This is a genomic window from Streptomyces sp. ISL-98 (assembly GCF_018614055.1).
Classification (GTDB): domain Bacteria; phylum Actinomycetota; class Actinomycetes; order Streptomycetales; family Streptomycetaceae; genus Streptomyces; species Streptomyces spiramyceticus.
Map to the genome: position 1 here is coordinate 17,697 of NZ_JAGGPB010000016.1, position 16,950 is coordinate 34,646.

The 16,950-nt window shown below is 70.4% G+C and carries 10 protein-coding genes and 1 pseudogene; 7 read left to right on the plus strand and 4 right to left on the minus strand.

Translation table 11 applies throughout. The annotated features are described in order from the left end of the window. Window positions 1-5: 5 nt before the first annotated feature. Window positions 6-1,481: an APC family permease gene (locus J7I98_RS11830; protein WP_214920604.1), complete on the plus strand. Its 1,476-nt coding sequence runs from the start codon at window positions 6-8 to the stop codon at window positions 1,479-1,481. Between the two features lie 62 nt (window positions 1,482-1,543). Continuing rightward, window positions 1,544-2,521, plus strand: coding sequence for a hypothetical protein (locus J7I98_RS11835; RefSeq protein WP_214920605.1), 978 nt, complete (start codon window positions 1,544-1,546; stop codon window positions 2,519-2,521). Window positions 2,522-2,545: 24 nt separating this feature from the next. Here J7I98_RS11835 and J7I98_RS11840 read toward each other — a convergent pair whose 3' ends face one another. Further along, window positions 2,546-4,606 (minus strand): PhoX family phosphatase, encoded by a 2,061-nt coding sequence (locus J7I98_RS11840; protein ID WP_214920606.1) that lies wholly within the window; start codon window positions 4,604-4,606, stop codon window positions 2,546-2,548. Between the two features lie 181 nt (window positions 4,607-4,787). On the opposite strand from J7I98_RS11840, the gene J7I98_RS11845 reads away from it, so the two are divergent. Beyond that, complete coding sequence (locus J7I98_RS11845; protein ID WP_214920607.1) at window positions 4,788-5,126, plus strand: barstar family protein; 339 nt, start codon at window positions 4,788-4,790, stop codon at window positions 5,124-5,126. A gap of 113 nt (window positions 5,127-5,239) precedes the next feature. Next, complete coding sequence (locus tag J7I98_RS11850) at window positions 5,240-7,162, plus strand: VWA domain-containing protein (RefSeq protein ID WP_214920608.1); 1,923 nt, start codon at window positions 5,240-5,242, stop codon at window positions 7,160-7,162. A gap of 136 nt (window positions 7,163-7,298) precedes the next feature. Here the strand turns inward: J7I98_RS11850 and J7I98_RS11855 are convergent. Next, window positions 7,299-7,652, minus strand: a pseudogene (locus J7I98_RS11855) (response regulator transcription factor); the annotation flags it as partial. A 114-nt stretch (window positions 7,653-7,766) separates the two neighbouring features. On the opposite strand from J7I98_RS11855, the gene metG reads away from it, so the two are divergent. Beyond that, window positions 7,767-9,371, plus strand: coding sequence for a methionine--tRNA ligase (gene metG, locus J7I98_RS11860; RefSeq protein ID WP_214920609.1), 1,605 nt, complete (start codon window positions 7,767-7,769; stop codon window positions 9,369-9,371). Between the two features lie 280 nt (window positions 9,372-9,651). Then, window positions 9,652-11,739, plus strand: a complete 2,088-nt coding sequence (locus J7I98_RS11865; protein ID WP_308377729.1) for a hypothetical protein — start codon at window positions 9,652-9,654, stop codon at window positions 11,737-11,739. 67 nt (window positions 11,740-11,806) lie between these two features. Here the strand turns inward: J7I98_RS11865 and aspS are convergent, their stop codons facing one another. After that, a complete protein-coding gene (gene aspS / locus J7I98_RS11870) occupies window positions 11,807-13,582 on the minus strand; it encodes an aspartate--tRNA ligase (protein WP_214920610.1) in 1,776 nt (591 codons plus the stop codon). Between the two features lie 147 nt (window positions 13,583-13,729). On the opposite strand from aspS, the gene J7I98_RS11875 reads away from it, so the two are divergent. Continuing rightward, a complete protein-coding gene (locus tag J7I98_RS11875) occupies window positions 13,730-15,919 on the plus strand; it encodes a SpoIIE family protein phosphatase (RefSeq protein ID WP_214920611.1) in 2,190 nt (729 codons plus the stop codon). On the opposite strand, the gene J7I98_RS11880 is transcribed toward J7I98_RS11875, so the two are convergent. Continuing rightward, on the minus strand, window positions 15,844-16,950 hold the full coding sequence (locus J7I98_RS11880) for an AI-2E family transporter (RefSeq protein ID WP_308377730.1): 1,107 nt from the start codon (window positions 16,948-16,950) through the stop codon (window positions 15,844-15,846). The two genes, J7I98_RS11875 and J7I98_RS11880, sit on opposite strands and share 76 nt — an antisense overlap.

The window sequence follows — 16,950 nt, forward strand, 5'->3', positions numbered from 1 at the left end:
CAGGCATGAACAACAACTCCGGCAGAGGGCTCCAGCCCAATGTCCTCGGCACCTTCGAAACGATCGTGATGGCCGTGGCGGGCAGCGCCCCCGCCTACTCGCTCGCCGCCACCACCGCCGTTCTCGTCGGCGCCGTCGGCCTGGCCGGCCCGGCCGCCCTCCTCTACTGCGCGATACCCATGCTCGGCATCGTCCTGGCCTTCGGCCGCCTCGGCCGTATCGACGTCAATGCGGGCGCCACGTACTCCTGGGTCGGCCGCACCCTGCACCCCTTCCTCGGCTTCATCAGCGGCTGGGCCCTCGTCGTCGCCGCGACGATCTTCATGGTCGCCGGGTCGCTTCCCGCAGGTCAGATGACGCTTTCCCTCTTCGACCCGGACCTCGCGTCGAACACCGCGCTCGCCACCGCCGCCGGCGCCGGCTGGTTCCTGCTCATGCTCGGCGTCGTGCTCGGCGGCGCCCGGCTCTCCGCCCGCGCCCAGCTGGTCATCTCCGGCGTCGAGCTGGCGATCCTCGTCCTCTTCGCGTTCGGCGCGCTCCTCCACAAGGGCGCGGCGACCACCTTCGACTGGTCCTGGCTCGGCTTCAGCCACTTCGACGGCTTCTCCGGCTTCGCCGCCGGCACCCTGATCGCCGCGTTCTACTACTGGGGCTGGGACGTCACCAGCAACCTCAGCGAAGAGACCCGCAACAGCCGCAGGACCGCCGGACTCGCCTCGCTCGTCGGCGTCGGCATCGTCTTCCTGCTCTTCGTCGTCTTCACGATCGCCGTCAACGTCATCCTCACCAGCAAGCAGATCTCGGCGCACGACACGAACGTGCTGGCCCTCCTCGGCAGTGCGATCTGGCCCGGCGTCGGCGGCAAGCTCATGGTCCTGGCCGTGGTGCTCTCCACCATCGCCACCCTCGAAACCACCCTGCTCCAGGTCACACGCTCACTCTTCGCGATGGGCCGCGACCGCACGATGCCGGCCGCACTCGGCGTCGTACACCGCCGCTGGAACACCCCCTGGGTGGCGATCGCCGTCGTCGGTACGGTCGCGCTCCTCCTCTTCGTCGCCTCGAACGCGCTCGGCTCGACCGAGGAGATCATGGCCGACGCCCTCTCCGCGATCGGCCTCCAGACAACCCTCTATTACGGGCTGGCCGGCCTCGCCGCCGTCGTCGCGTACCGCAAGACGCTGCTGACCTCCGTCAAGGACTTCGTCCTCGGCGGCGCCTGGCCGCTGCTCGGCTCGCTCTTCATGTTCAGCGTCTTCGCCGCCTCCCTCACCGAACTCAACGCGGCGGCCCTCGCGATCGGCCTCGGCGGCCTGGCGGCCGGAATCGTCCCGATGCTCTGGTACTGGCGCCGCGGCAGCGCGTACTACAGCCCCGCCAGACTCGACGCCACCCAGGCCATCCACATCGACGACGCGCACGTCAACTCCAGCTCGGAGCGCAAGGATTACTCCGACGCGGGACTCCCCACCGACTTCTGAACCGACTCGTGAACCGACTCGTGAACCGACTTCTGACCGCACTCTGAGCAGGAGACGCTCCGATGGCCGTACGCCGCCGCTTCTCATCGTCCGGCTCCGAGCCCGACTTCGACCCGGACTTCGGCGACCGCCCGCTGACCGAGGCCCGCCATGACATCGTTATCGGCCGCTGGCAGGGCGTACGCGATCTGCTGCACGCGACGGGCGACAACTGGCCCCTGCGCACGCACCGCCTGCGCCTCCTCTCGCACGTGGCCGCGGGCAGCACGGTGGCGGAGGCCTGGCGGTCCGCCGAGCCGGACAATCCGGACGCGGCGGTGCTGCGGGCCGCGACCGAAGTCGTACGCGTCTTCAACCAGGCCATCGACGCGGGCCGCGGCGCCGGCGTCGACCGCGCCCGCATCGACGTCGCCGTCATGGCCTGCCTGAGTGCGGCGGACGCGCGCCCCGCCGACCCGATGCCGTGGGTGTCGCTGCTGACCGTGGCGCGGCTGTACGGGGACGGGGTGGGCCGGGCCGAACTGCGCGACTGGTGGGAGGAGTTGCGGCGCCGCGACCCGTACAACATCGAGGCCCATGTGCAGCTCCTGCGCTACCACTCGGCGCGCTGGCACGGCACCCACGGCCGTATGTACGACTTCGCCCGCGACGTGGCGGGCGCGGCCCCGGCCGGGTCGCCGCTGCCGGTGCTGGTGCAGATCGCCCGGGTGGAGGAGTACCGGTACGTCGCCGCGGCGGCGCCCGGCCGCCCGGTGCGCGGCTTCGACCAGCACTGGCACCACGAACTCGCGGTGACGGAGGTACGCCGGACGCGGGAGCGCTGGCTGGGCGGCCGCACACCGGGCAGCCCCGTCGCCCCCGAGGAGGTCGGAGAGCTCAACTACCTTGCCCATGCCGCCTGTTACGCGGGTCTGCCGGACGAGGCGCGGGAGGTCTTCACGCTGCTGGGCCGGCGCGCGGCGCGGGTTCCGTGGTCGTACACGGGGGATGCGGCGGAACAGTTCAAGAGGTGGCGCCGGCAGACGGGCGCCACCTCTTGATGACCTACTGAGCGTCAGCCGGGATCAGACGCCGATGTTGCGGCCGTCCTTGCGGTAGACCGCGACGACCGACGGGCGCACGAGCTTGCCCGGTCCGTCCGGCCACGCCGACGCCGGCTTCTCGACGGACGCGCCGTCGATCTCGCCCGGGTGCTGCACCGAGACCAGCACCCGGCGGTCCTGGATGACCGGCCCGCAGGTCTCCGCGCCCTTCGGCACCGTCAGGAACTGCTTCAGCTCACCGCGCCGCTCGCCCCGCGTCGCCACGCCGAACAGGCCGTCGTGCGAGCCGAGCTGGTTGCCGTCCGTCGAGATCCACAGGTTGCCGTGCGGGTCGAAGGCGACATTGTCCGGGCAGGAGATGGGGCTGACCTTCTCCTTGGGGAAGCCCGCGAAGTACGTCGCCGGGTCCTCCGGGTCGCCCGCGACCAGGAAGAGCCGCCAGGCGAAGCCGTCCGAGGCGGGGTCGTCCCAGTGCTCGGCGAGCTCCAGGATCTGGCCGTGCTTGTTGAGGTTGCGCGGATTGGCCTCGTCGACGCCCGCCTTGCCGGGCTTGCCCCGGTCGGTGTTGTTCGTCAGCGCGACGTACACCCGTCCCGTGCGGGGGCTCGGCTCGACGTCCTCGGGGCGGTCCATCTTGGTGGCGCCGACCTTGTCCCCGGCCAGGCGGGTGAAGACGTACACCTCTTCGGCACTCATGCCGGGGACGTGCGAGGTGGTGCCGGTGGCGAGCGGGATCCAGACGCCGCTGCCGTCGAACTCGCCGTCGTTCGGGAGCTTGCCGGTGCCGTCGATCTCGCCGGGGGAGTCGCCGGTGATCTTGGCGACGTACAGCGTGCCCTCGTCGAGGAGGGTCAGGTTGTGCTCGCGGGCGGCCCGCGAGCTGCCCTTCTTCATCCGCTTCGACGAGACGAACTTGTAGAAGTAGTCGAAGCGCTCGTCGTCGCCCATGTAGACGACCGGGCGGCCGTCGGCGGTCAGGCGGGGCTGCGCGGCCTCGTGCTTGAAGCGGCCGAGCCCGGTGTGCTTGCGCGGCACCGAGTCCGGGTCGTACGGGTCGAGCTCGACGACCCAGCCCTGGCGGTGCGGCTCGTTCGGCTCCTGCTTGACGTCGAAGCGCTTGTCGAACAGCTCCCACTTGCGCTCGGTGGCGCCGGTGGCGATGCCGTACCGCTTGTCGGTGGCGCTGGAGCCGTTGGCGAAGTACTGGTTGAAGTTCTCCTCGCCGTGGAGGGTCGTGCCCCACGGGGTGGTGCCGCCGGCGCAGTTGTTGAGCGTGCCGAGGACCTTGGTGCCGGTCGGGTCGGCGGACGTCTTGAGCAGCGCGCTGCCCGCGGCGGGGCCCGTCAGCTTGAACTCGGACGTCGCGGTGAGGCGGCGGTTCAGGTGGTGGCGGGTGACCGGCGTGAGCTTGCCGGACTTGCGCTCCTCCTGGACGACCACGACGGACAGGCCGTGCGCGGCCCAGGCGATCTCGACCTGCTCGCGGGTCGGCTTGGCCGGGTCGTATCCCTTGAACATCAGGATCTCGTCCGTGTACTCGTGGTTGGCGACGAGTACCTGGCGGCCGTGATCGCTGTGCAGCGGGAGCAGGGAGAGGAAGTCGTTGTTGTAGCCGAACTGGCCGGCCTGCGCCTTGGCGGTCTGGTTGTCCGCGTCGAAGGCGGGCGCCCCGCGCAGGATCGGTTCGCCCCAGCGGATGACGATGTTCTGCGCGTAGCCGTCGGGGACGGTCACGGCGTCGGTGGTGTTGGGCGCGACGGCGGCGAAGCGCAGCCCGCGGGCGGCGGTGGAGGTCGCGCCGGCCTGGGGCCTGCTGCGGACGTCGGCTGCGGCGGCCACGGCCTTCGGGGCGCCGGGGCCGGCGACGGCCGCGGTCCCGGCGGCAGCGGCGACGGTCACGACGGCGGCGGCGCGCATCATCGAGCGTCTTGACAGCGCGCCGGCTATGACGTCGCCGGCGTACTCGTTGTCGCTGGTGTTCGGGACCTCCTGGAAGCAGGCGTCTCCGCAGCGGTAACGACAGGTCAGCGCGGAGCGCCCACCCGAGTGCGGCGAGTTGAGCAGCGGCAGCAGATTGCGCACGGACCCCTCCAAAGGTGCTGTACGGGCTGTTTCTCGGCGCGCCCTGCGCCGACATCGTGTCGGAATGTGTACGGGCGAGACGTTAGGGGCGTACGCCCGCGATCCGGCGGACAGTGGGTTAACGCGGGGTGAATGCGCGAGGGCCGAGCGGGAGTTGACCGGCCGGTTAGGCTCCACACCCATGCGCGACGCTGCGAACGACGTGGACCCCCCGGACCCTCTCCCTCCCAACTCCCTCACAGTGGATTTGCGCGGCGTGCCGCTCGACTCACTGGACGACTTCTGGGACGCGGTGGCCGGACCGTGCGGGCTGCCGGAGTGGTTCGGCCGGAATCTGGATGCCTGGTGGGACGTGATCGAGTCGCGTGGCGTCTCGGAAGTGATCGACGCACATGCCATGTTGGTGGTACGCGCTGACGCGGCCGGTATCTTCGCGCCGGGGCGCCCGGAGGGGGCGCATCTGGCATCGGTGTTCGCCGACGCGAGCCGCGCGCGCCTGGAACTGGCGCGGCACGCCTGACCCTCCCGAAGATCAGCGGGAGCGGCCGCTAACCTTACGTGTCCGCCCTGGCCAGGGATCATCCCCCGGGTGCGGACGTGCATCGCACCCAACTCATGCGAAAGGCCTCGCCCATGGGCATTCGGAGCTTGCTGCGCAAGGTGTTCGGACGCGATCGAGCGGAGAGCAACGAGCAGCCGCCGGCACGGGAGACCTCGGCGGCAGCTTCCGTTCCGTCCCAGGCCGAACGTACGCCGGAACCGGCCTCCGCGCCGGAAGCGGAATCTGCGCCGGAACGGACCAAGGAGACGGTGGCTTCGGTCCCGGCTCCGGCCAAGAAGGACGAATCGGCGGCCGACAAGGACTCGCCGGCGCCCGAGAACCCGACTCCCACGGACAAGTCACCGGAGCGGGTGACGAACTCCTCGAAGCCAGGCATCGCATCGGACCTGGTGGCTGCGGCCTTCGACAACCCGACCCCGCCCCGCGCACAGACATCCCCCTCCACCCCGAACGTCCCAGCCCAGTCCACCCCGGCCACCCCACCGCCAACCCCGGTGGTCCCGGCCCAGGCAACCCCGACAAGGGACGACCCCCACCCGGAACCGACCGCGAAGGCAGAACTGGCCGCCGCCGAAGCCGCGCCCGAGACGGACCCGGCAGCCGCCCCAGAAACGGTCGCCGCCGCAGGCGAAGCCGAGCCGAAGGCGGACACCGAGCCCGCAGCAGCCGACAGCGAGCCGGAGGCCAAGGCGGAGCCGGTCGCAGAGGCCGAGCCCCAGCCGGTCGTCGAGACGAAGACCGAGGCGGAGCCGGTCGCCGCCGCAGAGACGGTTGCCACCACCGAGCCGATCGCCGCCGCAGGCGCGGCCGACGCGGAGCTCGTAGCCGCCTCCGTTGAGAAGCCGGAGGCCAAGGCGGAGCCGGTGGCCGAGCCGAAGACCGACACGGAGCCGGTGGCCACCGAGCCGATCGCCGCAGCTGGCGAGGGTGAGGCCGAGGCCGTAGCAACTGCCGACGGCGAGGCGGAGGCCAAGGCTGAGCCGGTCGCAGAGCCCGAGCCCCAGCCGGTCGTCGAGACCAAGGCGGAGGTGGCGCCGGTCGACGCCGCAGGCGAGACGGTCACCAGCGCAGACGACGCCGAGCCGAAGGCCGAGGCCGTAGCCGCCGCCGACAGCGAGTCGGAGGGGCAAGACGAGACCGAGCCGACCCCTGACGTAGAGCCCGAGCCGCTTGCTGCCGAGGCGCCCGCCTTGGCAAAGCCCGTCGCTGCGGCAGAGACCGAGGCCGCTGCCGAGCCGGTAGCCGCCGCAGTAGGCACCGCCGAGCCGGAGGCAGAGGCCGAGCCCGAGCCGGTCACCGCCGCTGCCGTCGCCGAGCCGGAGGCAGACGCCGAGCCCGGGGCCGCTGCCGCGCAAGGTGATGTCCTGGCGCGTGCGCCTCGGCTCGTTGCTCACTACGAGGCCGCCGGGGCCGCCCTCAAGGCCAAGGAGCTGGACGGCGTCCGGGCCGACGTCTACCTCGTGCTCGACCGCTCCGGATCCATGCGGTCGTTCTACAAGGACGGCAGCGCCCAGCACCTCGCCGACCAGACGGTCGCACTCGCCGCGCACCTCACCGAGGACGCCGCCGTGCACGTCGTGTTCTTCTCGACCGACATCGACGGCACCGCCGACGTGAGCCTCACCGACCACGAGGGCCGTATCGACGCCGTCCACGCCGAGCTCGGGCACATGGGGCGTACGAGCTACCACCGTGCCGTCGAGGAAGTCGTCACGCACTACGAGAAGTCCGGCAGCGACAGGCCCGCCCTGGTCGTCTTCCAGACGGACGGTCCTCCCGACGCCAAGCAGCCCGCCAAGCAGGCGCTCGCCGAGGTCGCCGACAAGCCGCTGTTCTGGCAGTTCGTCGCGTTCGGCGAGCACGACGCGAAGGGCTTCGACTTCCTCAGGAAGCTGGACGTCCCCAACGCCGCATTCTTCCACGCGGGACCGGCCCCCCGCGAGGTCGCGGACGACGAGCTGTACGCACAGCTCGTCACCGGTCTGACCAGCTAGCGCAAACGCGCAACGCGCAAACGCACATCAGCCGGTCGGCAGCTTTACAGTGACGGCGGTGCCCCCCTCCGGGCCGGGCACCGCCGTCACTGTCGTCTCGCCTCCCGCCACTCGCCCCTCAGCCCCGCTCACCGCAACGGCGGCCGAGCGCACGGACCCGCGAGACCAGCTCGGGGAACCCGAACGGCTTGCCCAGATAGTCGTCGGCGCCCAGGTCCAGCCCCGCCACCCGGTCCTCCATGGCACTGGCGGCGGTCAGCATCAGGATCCGCGTACGGGAGGACCCTGCGACCAGCTTGCGCGCCACGTCGTCCCCGTGGACGCGCGGCAGATCGCGGTCGAGGACGATCACCTCGTAGTCGTGCAGCGCCAGGTAGGCCAGGGCGGCGTCCCCGCTGTAGACGGTGTCGACAGTGAAACCGGCCCGCCGCAGTCCGGTGGCCACCGCCTCGGCCAGTACCTCTTCGTCCTCGGCAACCAGTACCCGCATCTTCACCGACTCCTCCCAGGATCTGTCCTTGCTACGCGATCACAGGTTTCGCAAAGGTCTCCTCGGGATTTATGCGTGTGAGTGGATCACCCGCGGGCCGTTAGGATTTCGCCCATGGCGGCCACTGGATCCGAGAAGCAGGGGACGAAGGCGTTCTACGTCACGACCCCGATTTACTACGTCAACGACGCTCCTCACCTGGGCCACGCCTACACGACCGTTGCAGGGGACGTGCTCACGCGCTGGCACCGTCAGCGCGGCGAGAAGGTGTGGTACCTCACCGGCACGGACGAGCACGGTCAGAAGATCATGCGCACTGCCGAAGCGAACGGCGTCAGCCCGCAGGAGTGGTGCGACAAGCTCGTCGAGGAGGCCTGGAAGCCCCTCTGGGAGCACCTCAACATCGCGAACGACGACTTCATCCGTACGACGGAGAAGCGGCACACGGACCGTGTGCAGGAGTTCGTGCAGGACCTGTACGACAAGGGCGAGATCTACAAGGGCGGGTACGAAGGCCCGTACTGCGTGGGCTGCGAGGAGTACAAGCTCCCCGGCGATCTGATCGAGGACGAGCAGGGCGTGAAGCTCTGCCCGGTCCACAAGAAGCCGGTGGAGATCCTCAAGGAGGAGAACTACTTCTTCAAGCTCAGCGAGTACGGCCCGAAGCTGCTGGAGTTCTACGAGCAGAACCCCGGCTTCATCCAGCCCGAGTCCGCCCGCAACGAGGTCGTGAACTTCGTCAAGCAGGGCATGCAGGACCTCTCGATCTCGCGCTCCACGTTCGACTGGGGCATCCCGATCCCGTGGGACGAGAAGCACGTCATCTACGTGTGGGTCGACGCGCTCCTCAATTACGCGACGGCCGTCGGCTACAACGAGAACCCGGCGAAGTTCGACGAGACATTCCCCGCCGACGTGCACCTCATCGGCAAGGACATCCTCCGCTTCCACGCGATCATCTGGCCCGCCATGCTGATGGCGCAGGGCCTGCCGGTCCCCGGCCGGGTCGCGGCCAACGGCTGGCTGATGGTCGGCGGCGAGAAGATGTCGAAGTCGAACCTGACCGGCATCAAGCCGCAGGACCTCACGTCCCACTTCGGCGTCGACGCGTACCGCTGGTACTTCCTGCGCGCCATCGCCTTCGGCCAGGACGGCTCCTTCTCGTGGGAGGACTTCACCGCCCGCTACACCTCCGAGCTCGCCAACGACTACGGCAACCTCGCCTCGCGCGTGGCCGCCATGGTCGGCAAGTACTTCGGCGGCGCGCTGCCGGCGGCGACGGCGGCCGGTGACGCGGAGAAGGCGGTCCACGACGGGCTCGCCAAGGCGGTCGCCGAGGCCGACCGGAAGATCGGCGAGGAGCTGGATTACCAGGGCGGCATCCTGGCGGTCTTCGACTTCGTGAAGCAGGTCAACGGCTACATCACGGAGCAGGAGCCGTGGAAGGTCGCCAAGGACGATTCGCCGGAGGGCCAGGCCCGCCTCGCGACGATCCTCTACACGGCCGCCGAGTCGCTGCGCGCCATGGCCGTCCTGCTCAACCCCGTCATGCCGGAGACCTCCCAGAAGCTGTGGGACTCCCTCGGTGCGGAGGCCCCGCTGGGCGCCCTCGCCGACCAGCGGGTCCAGGACGCGGGCACATGGGGGCAGCTCCCGGCGGGCGCGACGGTGACGAAGGGCGCGGTGCTGTTCCCGCGCCTGGAGGAGCCGAAAGCCTGACGTACGGACCTTGACCGTACGGACTACGAAGGGCCGGGACCTGGGCAGGTCCCGGCCCCTTCGTCGTCCGCCCTCGCTCAGATGTCACATACCCCCGTCATATGCGCTTTTTACAGAGTTTCTTGTCACGACCGATTGCGGCAGAGGCGGCTCACGTCATACGGTCAGCCGCCGAGCCTCTTCGCCATCGCACACCCCCCACGCGGATGCGAGGAGACCGGCGTCCCCAAGACGGCTTCCCCCGAGCCGATCGCCCCTCCCCGCCAGGAGCCCCGCAACCGTGCCCTTTGCCGGAAGCATTCCACGCCGCATCATGCAGCTGTCCGCGCTGCTCGCGATGTTCGCGGTATTCACAGCCCAGCTGGTCAGCGCGCTGCTGGCCTGGGTTCCGATGTTCGTCGTCGCCTCCGCCGCAGGCCTCGCACTCGATCTGTATCTGCAGCACAGACGTCCCCTGCTGCTCTCGATCCTGAGCAAGGTCCGCTTCGACGTCACCGTCCGGCAGCTGCTGCGCGACATGCTGATCGTGGTCGGCCTGCTGCGCATCGACGACGTCCACCCGTTGCGTGAGCAAGCCCCGCTGACGAGCGCGCTGCTCTGCGTCTACGGACTGCATTTCGCCTGCCAGGCGGTCGCCGTGCTGGTCCGGCGCACCCGCACGCTGCCTCTCGTCACCCGCAACATCGACGCCTCGGCGCTGCGGCCCTCCGCCGCTCCGCCGCGGATCCTGGCCCGCCGCCCCGGCCACCGGCTGCTGACCTTCTCGGTGCCCGCCACCACGGGCCTGCTGGTCACGGCGGTCACCGGTGAGGTGTACGGCGGCGCTGTCGGCGTCGGTGTCTCCATCGTGCTGATGGCCGCCGGCACCGGCCGTCTGGCCACCTGGCTGCTGCCGAAGAAGCGGCCCGCGAACCAAGAGCAGACCCTGGAGTGGCTGGACGGCTGGCTGGCGGAGTACCGGCCGACCGTGGCCATGTACTTCTCCGGCGGCACCACGTCCGCGTACCAGGCGATCATGTGGCTCTCCACACTGTCCGCGCTGGACGGCAAGCCGCTGATCGTGCTGCGTGAGCGCTTCATGGTGCAGAAGATCCAGGCCACGGACGTGCCGATCATCTGCATCCCCAAGGTCGCGCACATGTTCGCGCTCGAGGACTCGACGCTGCGGATGATGCTGCACCCGGCGAACTCCGGCAAGACGTCGCAGGTCCTGCGCATCCCCTCCATCAAGCACGCCTTCACCAACCACGGCGAGAGCGACAAACTGTCCAGCTGCAACCCGTACGCCAAGGCGTACGACGAGGTCTGGGTGGCCGGCCCGGCGGCGCGCGAGCGCTACCAGCTCGCCGAGATAGGCGTGGCGGACAAGGACGTGGTGGAGGTGGGCCGCCCCCAGCTGGCCCCGATCCGGCCCTGGACGGGCGCCCCCGAAGGCACGTACACGACGGTGCTGTACGCCCCCACCTGGGAGGGCTGGGACGGCAACCCCGGCAACACCTCGGTCGTCCTGGCCGGTGAGAACCTGGTCCGCGCGCTCCTCGACGACGACGGCGTACGGCTGCTCTACAAGCCGCACCCGATGACCGGCTCCGTCGACCCCGAGGCGGGCGCCGCCGACCGGCGCATCCGCGCGATGATCGCCGAGGCCGCCGCCAGGCGCTCGGGCCCCCGCCCCGACCTCGGGGCCACCGCCGAACTCGCCCGCCGCACGGCCGAGCTCGACCGGCTCACCAGCAGCGACTTCCGCACCGGCGCGGACGAGCTGGAGCGGATGATGCTGCAGGGCACGCCCGAGGAGGACCGCGCGGCGGTCGTCGCGGCGGCCACGGAGGCCTGGGAGGCGGCCTACTGGGCGTCGTTCCCCGAGTGGGAGCACCGGATCGTCGTCACCGCGCGCCCCGGCATCTACAGCTGCTTCAACCAGGCCGACCTGCTGATCAGCGATGTGTCGAGCGTCGTCTCGGACTACCTGCACAGCGAGAAGCCGTACGCCGTGGCCAACACCTCCGGCATGCCGGAGGAGGAGTTCCGTGCCGCCTTCCCGACCGTACGGGCCGCCGCCGTCCTCACCCCGGACGCGTCCGGCATCCCGGAGCTCCTGGAGTCCGTACGCCACCCGGAGAAGGACCCGTACAAGCAGGCCCGCGCCGAGCTGAAGGAGCACCTCCTCGGCCCGTCCGATCCGCCCTCCCTGGTCCGCTTCAACGCGGCCGCCCTCGCCCTGTGCGCCAAGGCCGACGACCGCCGCGACCACATGACGCGCCGCCTCCTCCCGGGCATCCCGGGCCAGCGCGCGACCGGGTTCGAGGCCGTCTCCGCGGAGGTGGAGTCGGATCCGAGCGGCTCCGAGGAGCCGGCCGACGCGTAACGGCGCAACGCCAAAGGCCCCCGTACCGCGCGCGGTACGGGGGCCTTCGTTCGAGCACTGCTCGTAACTACTCGCCGGACTTGGCGGCCGGCGGCTTGCGCAGCGAGATGTTCAGCTCCCGCAGACGCGCCTCTTCCAGCACGGTCGGCGCACCCATCATCAGGTCCTGCGCGTTGCCGTTGAGCGGGAAGGCGATCGTCTCGCGGATGTTCGGCTCGTCGGCCAGCAGCATCACGATGCGGTCGATGCCCGGGGCGATGCCGCCGTGCGGCGGGGCGCCGAACTGGAAGGCGCGGAGCATGCCCGCGAACTCGCGCTCGACGGTCTCCTTCGAGTAGCCCGCGATCTCGAACGCCTTGAACATGATCTCGGGCTCGTGGTTCCGGATGGCACCGGAGGACAGCTCGACACCGTTGCAGACGATGTCGTACTGCCAGCCCAGAATGTCCAGCGGGTCCTGGGTCTCAAGGGCCTCCAGGCCGCCCTGCGGCATGGAGAACGGGTTGTGCGAGAAGTCGATCTTCCCGGTGTCCTCGTCCGCCTCGTACATCGGGAAGTCGACGATCCAGCAGAACCGGAAGACGCCCTCCTCGAAGTGACCGGCGCGCTTGGCGGCCTCGACACGGACCGCCGACATGATCTTGGAGACCTCGTCGAACTCGCCCGCGCCGAAGAAGATCGCGTGGCCGGGGGCCAGCGACAGACGCTCGGTGAGGACCTTGACGTTCTCCTCGGTGAGGAACTTGGCGATCGGGCCGGTCAGTTCGCCCTTCTCGCCGACGCGCACCCAGGCCAGGCCCTTCGCGCCGTGCTCGACGGCGTAGTCGCCGAGGCCGTCGAAGAACTTCCGCGACTGGCCCGCCGTGTCCGGCACGGGCAGCGCGCGGACGTGCTTGCCCGCGAAGGCCTTGAACTCCGAGCCCTCGAACACGTCCGAGATGTCGACGAGTTCGAGCTGGGCGCGCAGGTCCGGCTTGTCGTTGCCGTACTTCATGATCGCCTCGCGGAACGGGATCCGCGGGAACGGCGATGTGACGTGGCGGCCGTTGCCGAACTCCTCGAAGAGCTGGGTCATCAGCTTCTCGATCGGCTGGAAGACGTCCTCCTGCTCGACGAAGCTCATCTCCACGTCGAGCTGGTAGAACTCGCCCGGCGAGCGGTCGGCGCGGGCGTCCTCGTCGCGGAAGCACGGCGCGATCTGGAAGTAGCGGTCGAAGCCCGAGATCATCAGCAGCTGCTTGAACTGCTGCGGCGCCTGCGGCAGCGCGTAGAACTTGCCCGGGTTCAGGCGGGACGGCACCACGAAGTCGCGGGCGCCCTCGGGGGACGTCGCCGTCAGGATCGGGGTCGCCATCTCGTTGAAGCCCAGCGCCGTCATCTTGTGCCGGATGGCCGAGATGACGGCCGTACGCAGCATGATGTTGCGGTGCATGCGCTCGCGGCGCAGGTCGAGGAAGCGGTACTCGAGACGCCGCTCCTCGCCCACCCCGTCGTCGGTGTTGATCTGGAACGGCAGCTGCTGCGCGGCTCCCAGCAGCTCGACCGCGGAGACCTCGACCTCGATCTCGCCGGTGGGCAGCTCGGGGTTCACGTTGTCGGCGCCGCGCGAGACGACCTTGCCGTCGACGCGGACGACCGACTCCTTGTTCACCTTGTCGAGGGCCTCGTACGCGGGAGTGCCGGGCCGGGCGACGAGCTGCGTGATGCCGTAGTGATCGCGCAGATCGATGAAGAGGATGCCACCCAGGTCTCGGCGATTGTGCAGCCAGCCGCTCAGCCGGACGTCTGCGGCGACGTCAGAGGCGCGGAGCTCGCCGCAGGTGTGGGACCTGTACCGATGCATCGTCGTTCATCCAGCCTTCGGGATTCGGGGTTGTCACAGCCACCCCAGGTTACCGCCCAGCCGCACACCCTTTTCTTTGCAAGGCCTTCGGAGGCCTTGCAAGTCCCTTCGGAGGCCGGACCGGCCGCGACCTGTAAAGATGAACCAATGCGTACCGAGGAGATCCTGGCCGCCGTCGCGACCGGCCTTTGGCGCTGGGACAACGCATCCGGGATCGTCACCCTCGACGCGGAGGCCGCCCGGCTGCTGGGGCTGCCCGCCGAGCAGACGTGCCTGCCCGAGGCGGCCGTACGCTCCCGTTTTCATCCCGTCGACTGGAACGAGATCAACGGGGTCGTGAATCTCGCGGTCGCGGAAGGCACCCTCGCCGAGGCCAGGCTCCGCATCATGGATGTGGAAGGCCGGCTGCTTAGGACCGTACGCAGCCGCTCCAAGCCGGTCGTCGACGGCAGCGACTACCAGCTGTTCGGCACCATCCAGGAAGTCGCCGAACCCCAGCCCGGCACCGCCGCCCACACACCCATTACCGGCGACTGGCGCCGCTCCCGCGAGGCGTTCCTGCTCGACGCGGGCCGCGCGCTGGCCGAGGCCCGGTCCACCGCCGAGGTACTGCGGGTCGCCGCGTCCCTGTCGATGCCCGGATTCTCGCCGGACAGCCTCGCGGTCTTCGGCTCGTCGGGCGGCCGGATCACGGTCATCGGGCAGCACGGTTACAGCCCCGGAGAAGACCCTCCGTTCGCCGACATGCTGCTGGGTACGGACCATCCGGCGGCCGAGGTCGTACGTACCGGGCGGGCCATCTACCTCCCGTCGCCCGAGGAGTACAGCCGCCGCTACCCCGCGGGCCGCCCCCTCGCCGCGGACACGGAACCCCGCACACCGCGCACCCCCCGCTCGTGGGCCTTCGTCCCGTTGACCGTGGCCGGCAGCACCCTGGGCGCCTGGATGGCGGGCTTCGCGCACCCCGTGGCCTTCACCCCCGACGAGCGCTCCGTCCTGACCACGGTCGCCAGGATGGTCGCGCAGGCCCTCGCGCGGGCCGGAGCCGCCGAGACCGAGCGCGAGCTGTCGCAGGGCCTCCAGCGGTCGATGATGCCGACGCTGGGCCCGGAGATCCCCGGCATGACGGTCGCCGCGCGGTACGTCCCGACCGGTGGCGGGCTCCAGGTCGGCGGCGACTGGTACGACATGATCCCGCTGCCCAGCGGGCGCATCGCGCTGGTCATCGGCGACGTACAGGGGCACGACGTACGGGCGGCCGGGCTGATGGGCCAGCTCCGGATCGCGCTGCGGGCGTACGCCTCCGAGGGGCACCGCCCCGACGCCGTCCTGTCCCGGGCCTCCCGCTTCCTGCACGGGCTGCACGATCTTCCCGGGGCGGACACCTACAGCCCCGGCGACCACTCCAGTCCGCGCTTCGCGACCTGCCTCTACATCGAGGCCGACCCCGCCACCGGCCTCCTCGACATCGCCCGCGCGGGCCACCCCGACCCGGCGGTCCGGATGAGCGACGGGACGGTGCTGGTGCGGCCCACCGCGGGCGGGCTGCCGCTGGGCATCGACCCGGACACGGACTATCCGACGACGCGGCTCATCCTCGAACCCGGCGAGACGATCATGATCTGTACGGACGGGCTCATAGAGACCGGCGGCCATGATCTCGACACCGGATGGGCCAGGCTCCGCAGGATCATGGAGGAGCACTCGGGCGACAACCTGGAGAAGCTCGCCGACGCCCTGGTCGCCGCCGTGCACGGCCCCTCCTCGCACCACACCACCGGCCCCCTCGTGGACCGCCGCGAGGACGACATCGCACTGCTGCTGCTCTGCCGCGAAGGCGCGGGTTGCGGCTGCGGGGCGGGCTCGTCGACGACGCTGCTCGCGCCCGCCCGGCGTACCGCGATGACCGTGGCTCAGGCCGAGCCGGAACGTGTCGCTGTGGCCCGGCAACAGCTGCGGGACCTGCTGCACGACTGGGCGGACGAGGAGCAGGTCGACGCGGGCGTGCTCATGGTCTCCGAGATGGTCACCAACGTCCTGGTCCACACCGACGGCGACGCGCTGCTGGTCGTCGAGGCGACGGGCGAGCCGGGCGAGCGCCTGCTCAGGGTCGAGGTGGCGGACGCCAGCGACGAGCTGCCGCACAGGCGGCGCCCCGGCGAGATGGCGTCCAGCGGGCGCGGCCTGGTGCTGATGGAGATGCTCGCGGACACGTGGGGGGTGGACCCCAGGGGCGACGGCAAGTGCATCTGGTTCGAGCTCTACGAGGCGGGCGCTTCCGGGGGTTTCGCAGACCCTGTGGGTTCCGTAGGCGGCTCCGCGGGCCCGGCTTCGTAGCGCGACCGGATCTCGGCGATCACCCCGAAGGCGGCCGCGGTGGCCGGTACGGCGAGCAGCATGCCGAGAATCCCGGCGACGGACGCCCCCGCCGTGATCGCCAGCATCACCACCGCCGGGTGCATCTGGACCGTACGGCTCTGGATCACAGGCTGGAGGACGTGCCCCTCCAGCACCTGTACGGCGAGGACCACCGCCAGCACCCACACCGCGATCGCGAATCCCCGGTCGGCGAACGCGACGAGGACGGCGACGGCGCCGGAGAGGAACGCGCCGAGGTAGGGGATGTACGCCCCCATGAAGACCAGCGCACCGAGCCCCACCGCGCCGGGCACGCGGAGCACGAGCAGCCCGACGGTGATGCAGACGGCGTCGATGAGCGCGATGAACGTGGTCCCGCGCATGAAGCCCTCGACCGCCCGGTACGCCCGCCGGGCCACCGCCTCGACGGTGTCACCGGCGGAGGGCGGCCCGAGCGAGCGCAGGGCGCCGGCGGCGCGGTCGGAGTCCCGCAAGAAGAAGAAGATCAGCAGCATCGCGAGAACGGCGGTGGCCATGATGCCGCCGACGATGCCGATCCCGGTGATCACGCCGGAGGCGGCGGTTCCGCCGAACTTGGAGACGAGTTCCTTGAGGCTGGACGACATGTCGTCCAGGGAGGTCCCCCGGGCGCCGAGGCGTTCGACGACGTCGGTGGCGGCCTGCTTGACGGAGGCGATGATCTGGTCGCCGCTGTCGATCAGCGCGCGGACGATGATGTATCCGGCCCCGCCGACGGCGGCGACCACGGCGACACAGGTCAGCCCGGCCGCGAGCGACCGCTGGACCTTCATCTTGATGAGGCGGCGGTGGAGGGGGCCGAGGAGCGCGGTGCCGAGGATGGCGATGAGTACGGGCGTTACGGCGGCCTGAAACGTGACGCACAGCGCGACCCCCACGGCGATGACCCCGCTGACGAGCAGCACGACGGCGCACCAGGCGGCGATGCGGCGGGCGAAGTCGGGTAGGAGGGGTGTTCGGGTCGGGGCCAC

Excerpts from the sequence above, each read along its gene's own strand:
- J7I98_RS11835 (WP_214920605.1), top strand. The coding sequence starts at position 1,544 with ATGGCCGTACGCCGCCGCTTCTCATCGTCCGGCTCCGAGCCCGACTTC.
- J7I98_RS11850 (WP_214920608.1), top strand. The coding sequence starts at position 5,240 with ATGGGCATTCGGAGCTTGCTGCGCAAGGTGTTCGGACGCGATCGAGCG.
- aspS (WP_214920610.1), bottom strand. The coding sequence starts at position 13,582 with ATGCATCGGTACAGGTCCCACACCTGCGGCGAGCTCCGCGCCTCTGAC.
- J7I98_RS11875 (WP_214920611.1), top strand. The coding sequence starts at position 13,730 with ATGCGTACCGAGGAGATCCTGGCCGCCGTCGCGACCGGCCTTTGGCGC.
- metG (WP_214920609.1), top strand. The coding sequence starts at position 7,767 with ATGGCGGCCACTGGATCCGAGAAGCAGGGGACGAAGGCGTTCTACGTC.
- J7I98_RS11830 (WP_214920604.1), top strand. The coding sequence starts at position 6 with ATGAACAACAACTCCGGCAGAGGGCTCCAGCCCAATGTCCTCGGCACC.
- J7I98_RS11845 (WP_214920607.1), top strand. The coding sequence starts at position 4,788 with ATGCGCGACGCTGCGAACGACGTGGACCCCCCGGACCCTCTCCCTCCC.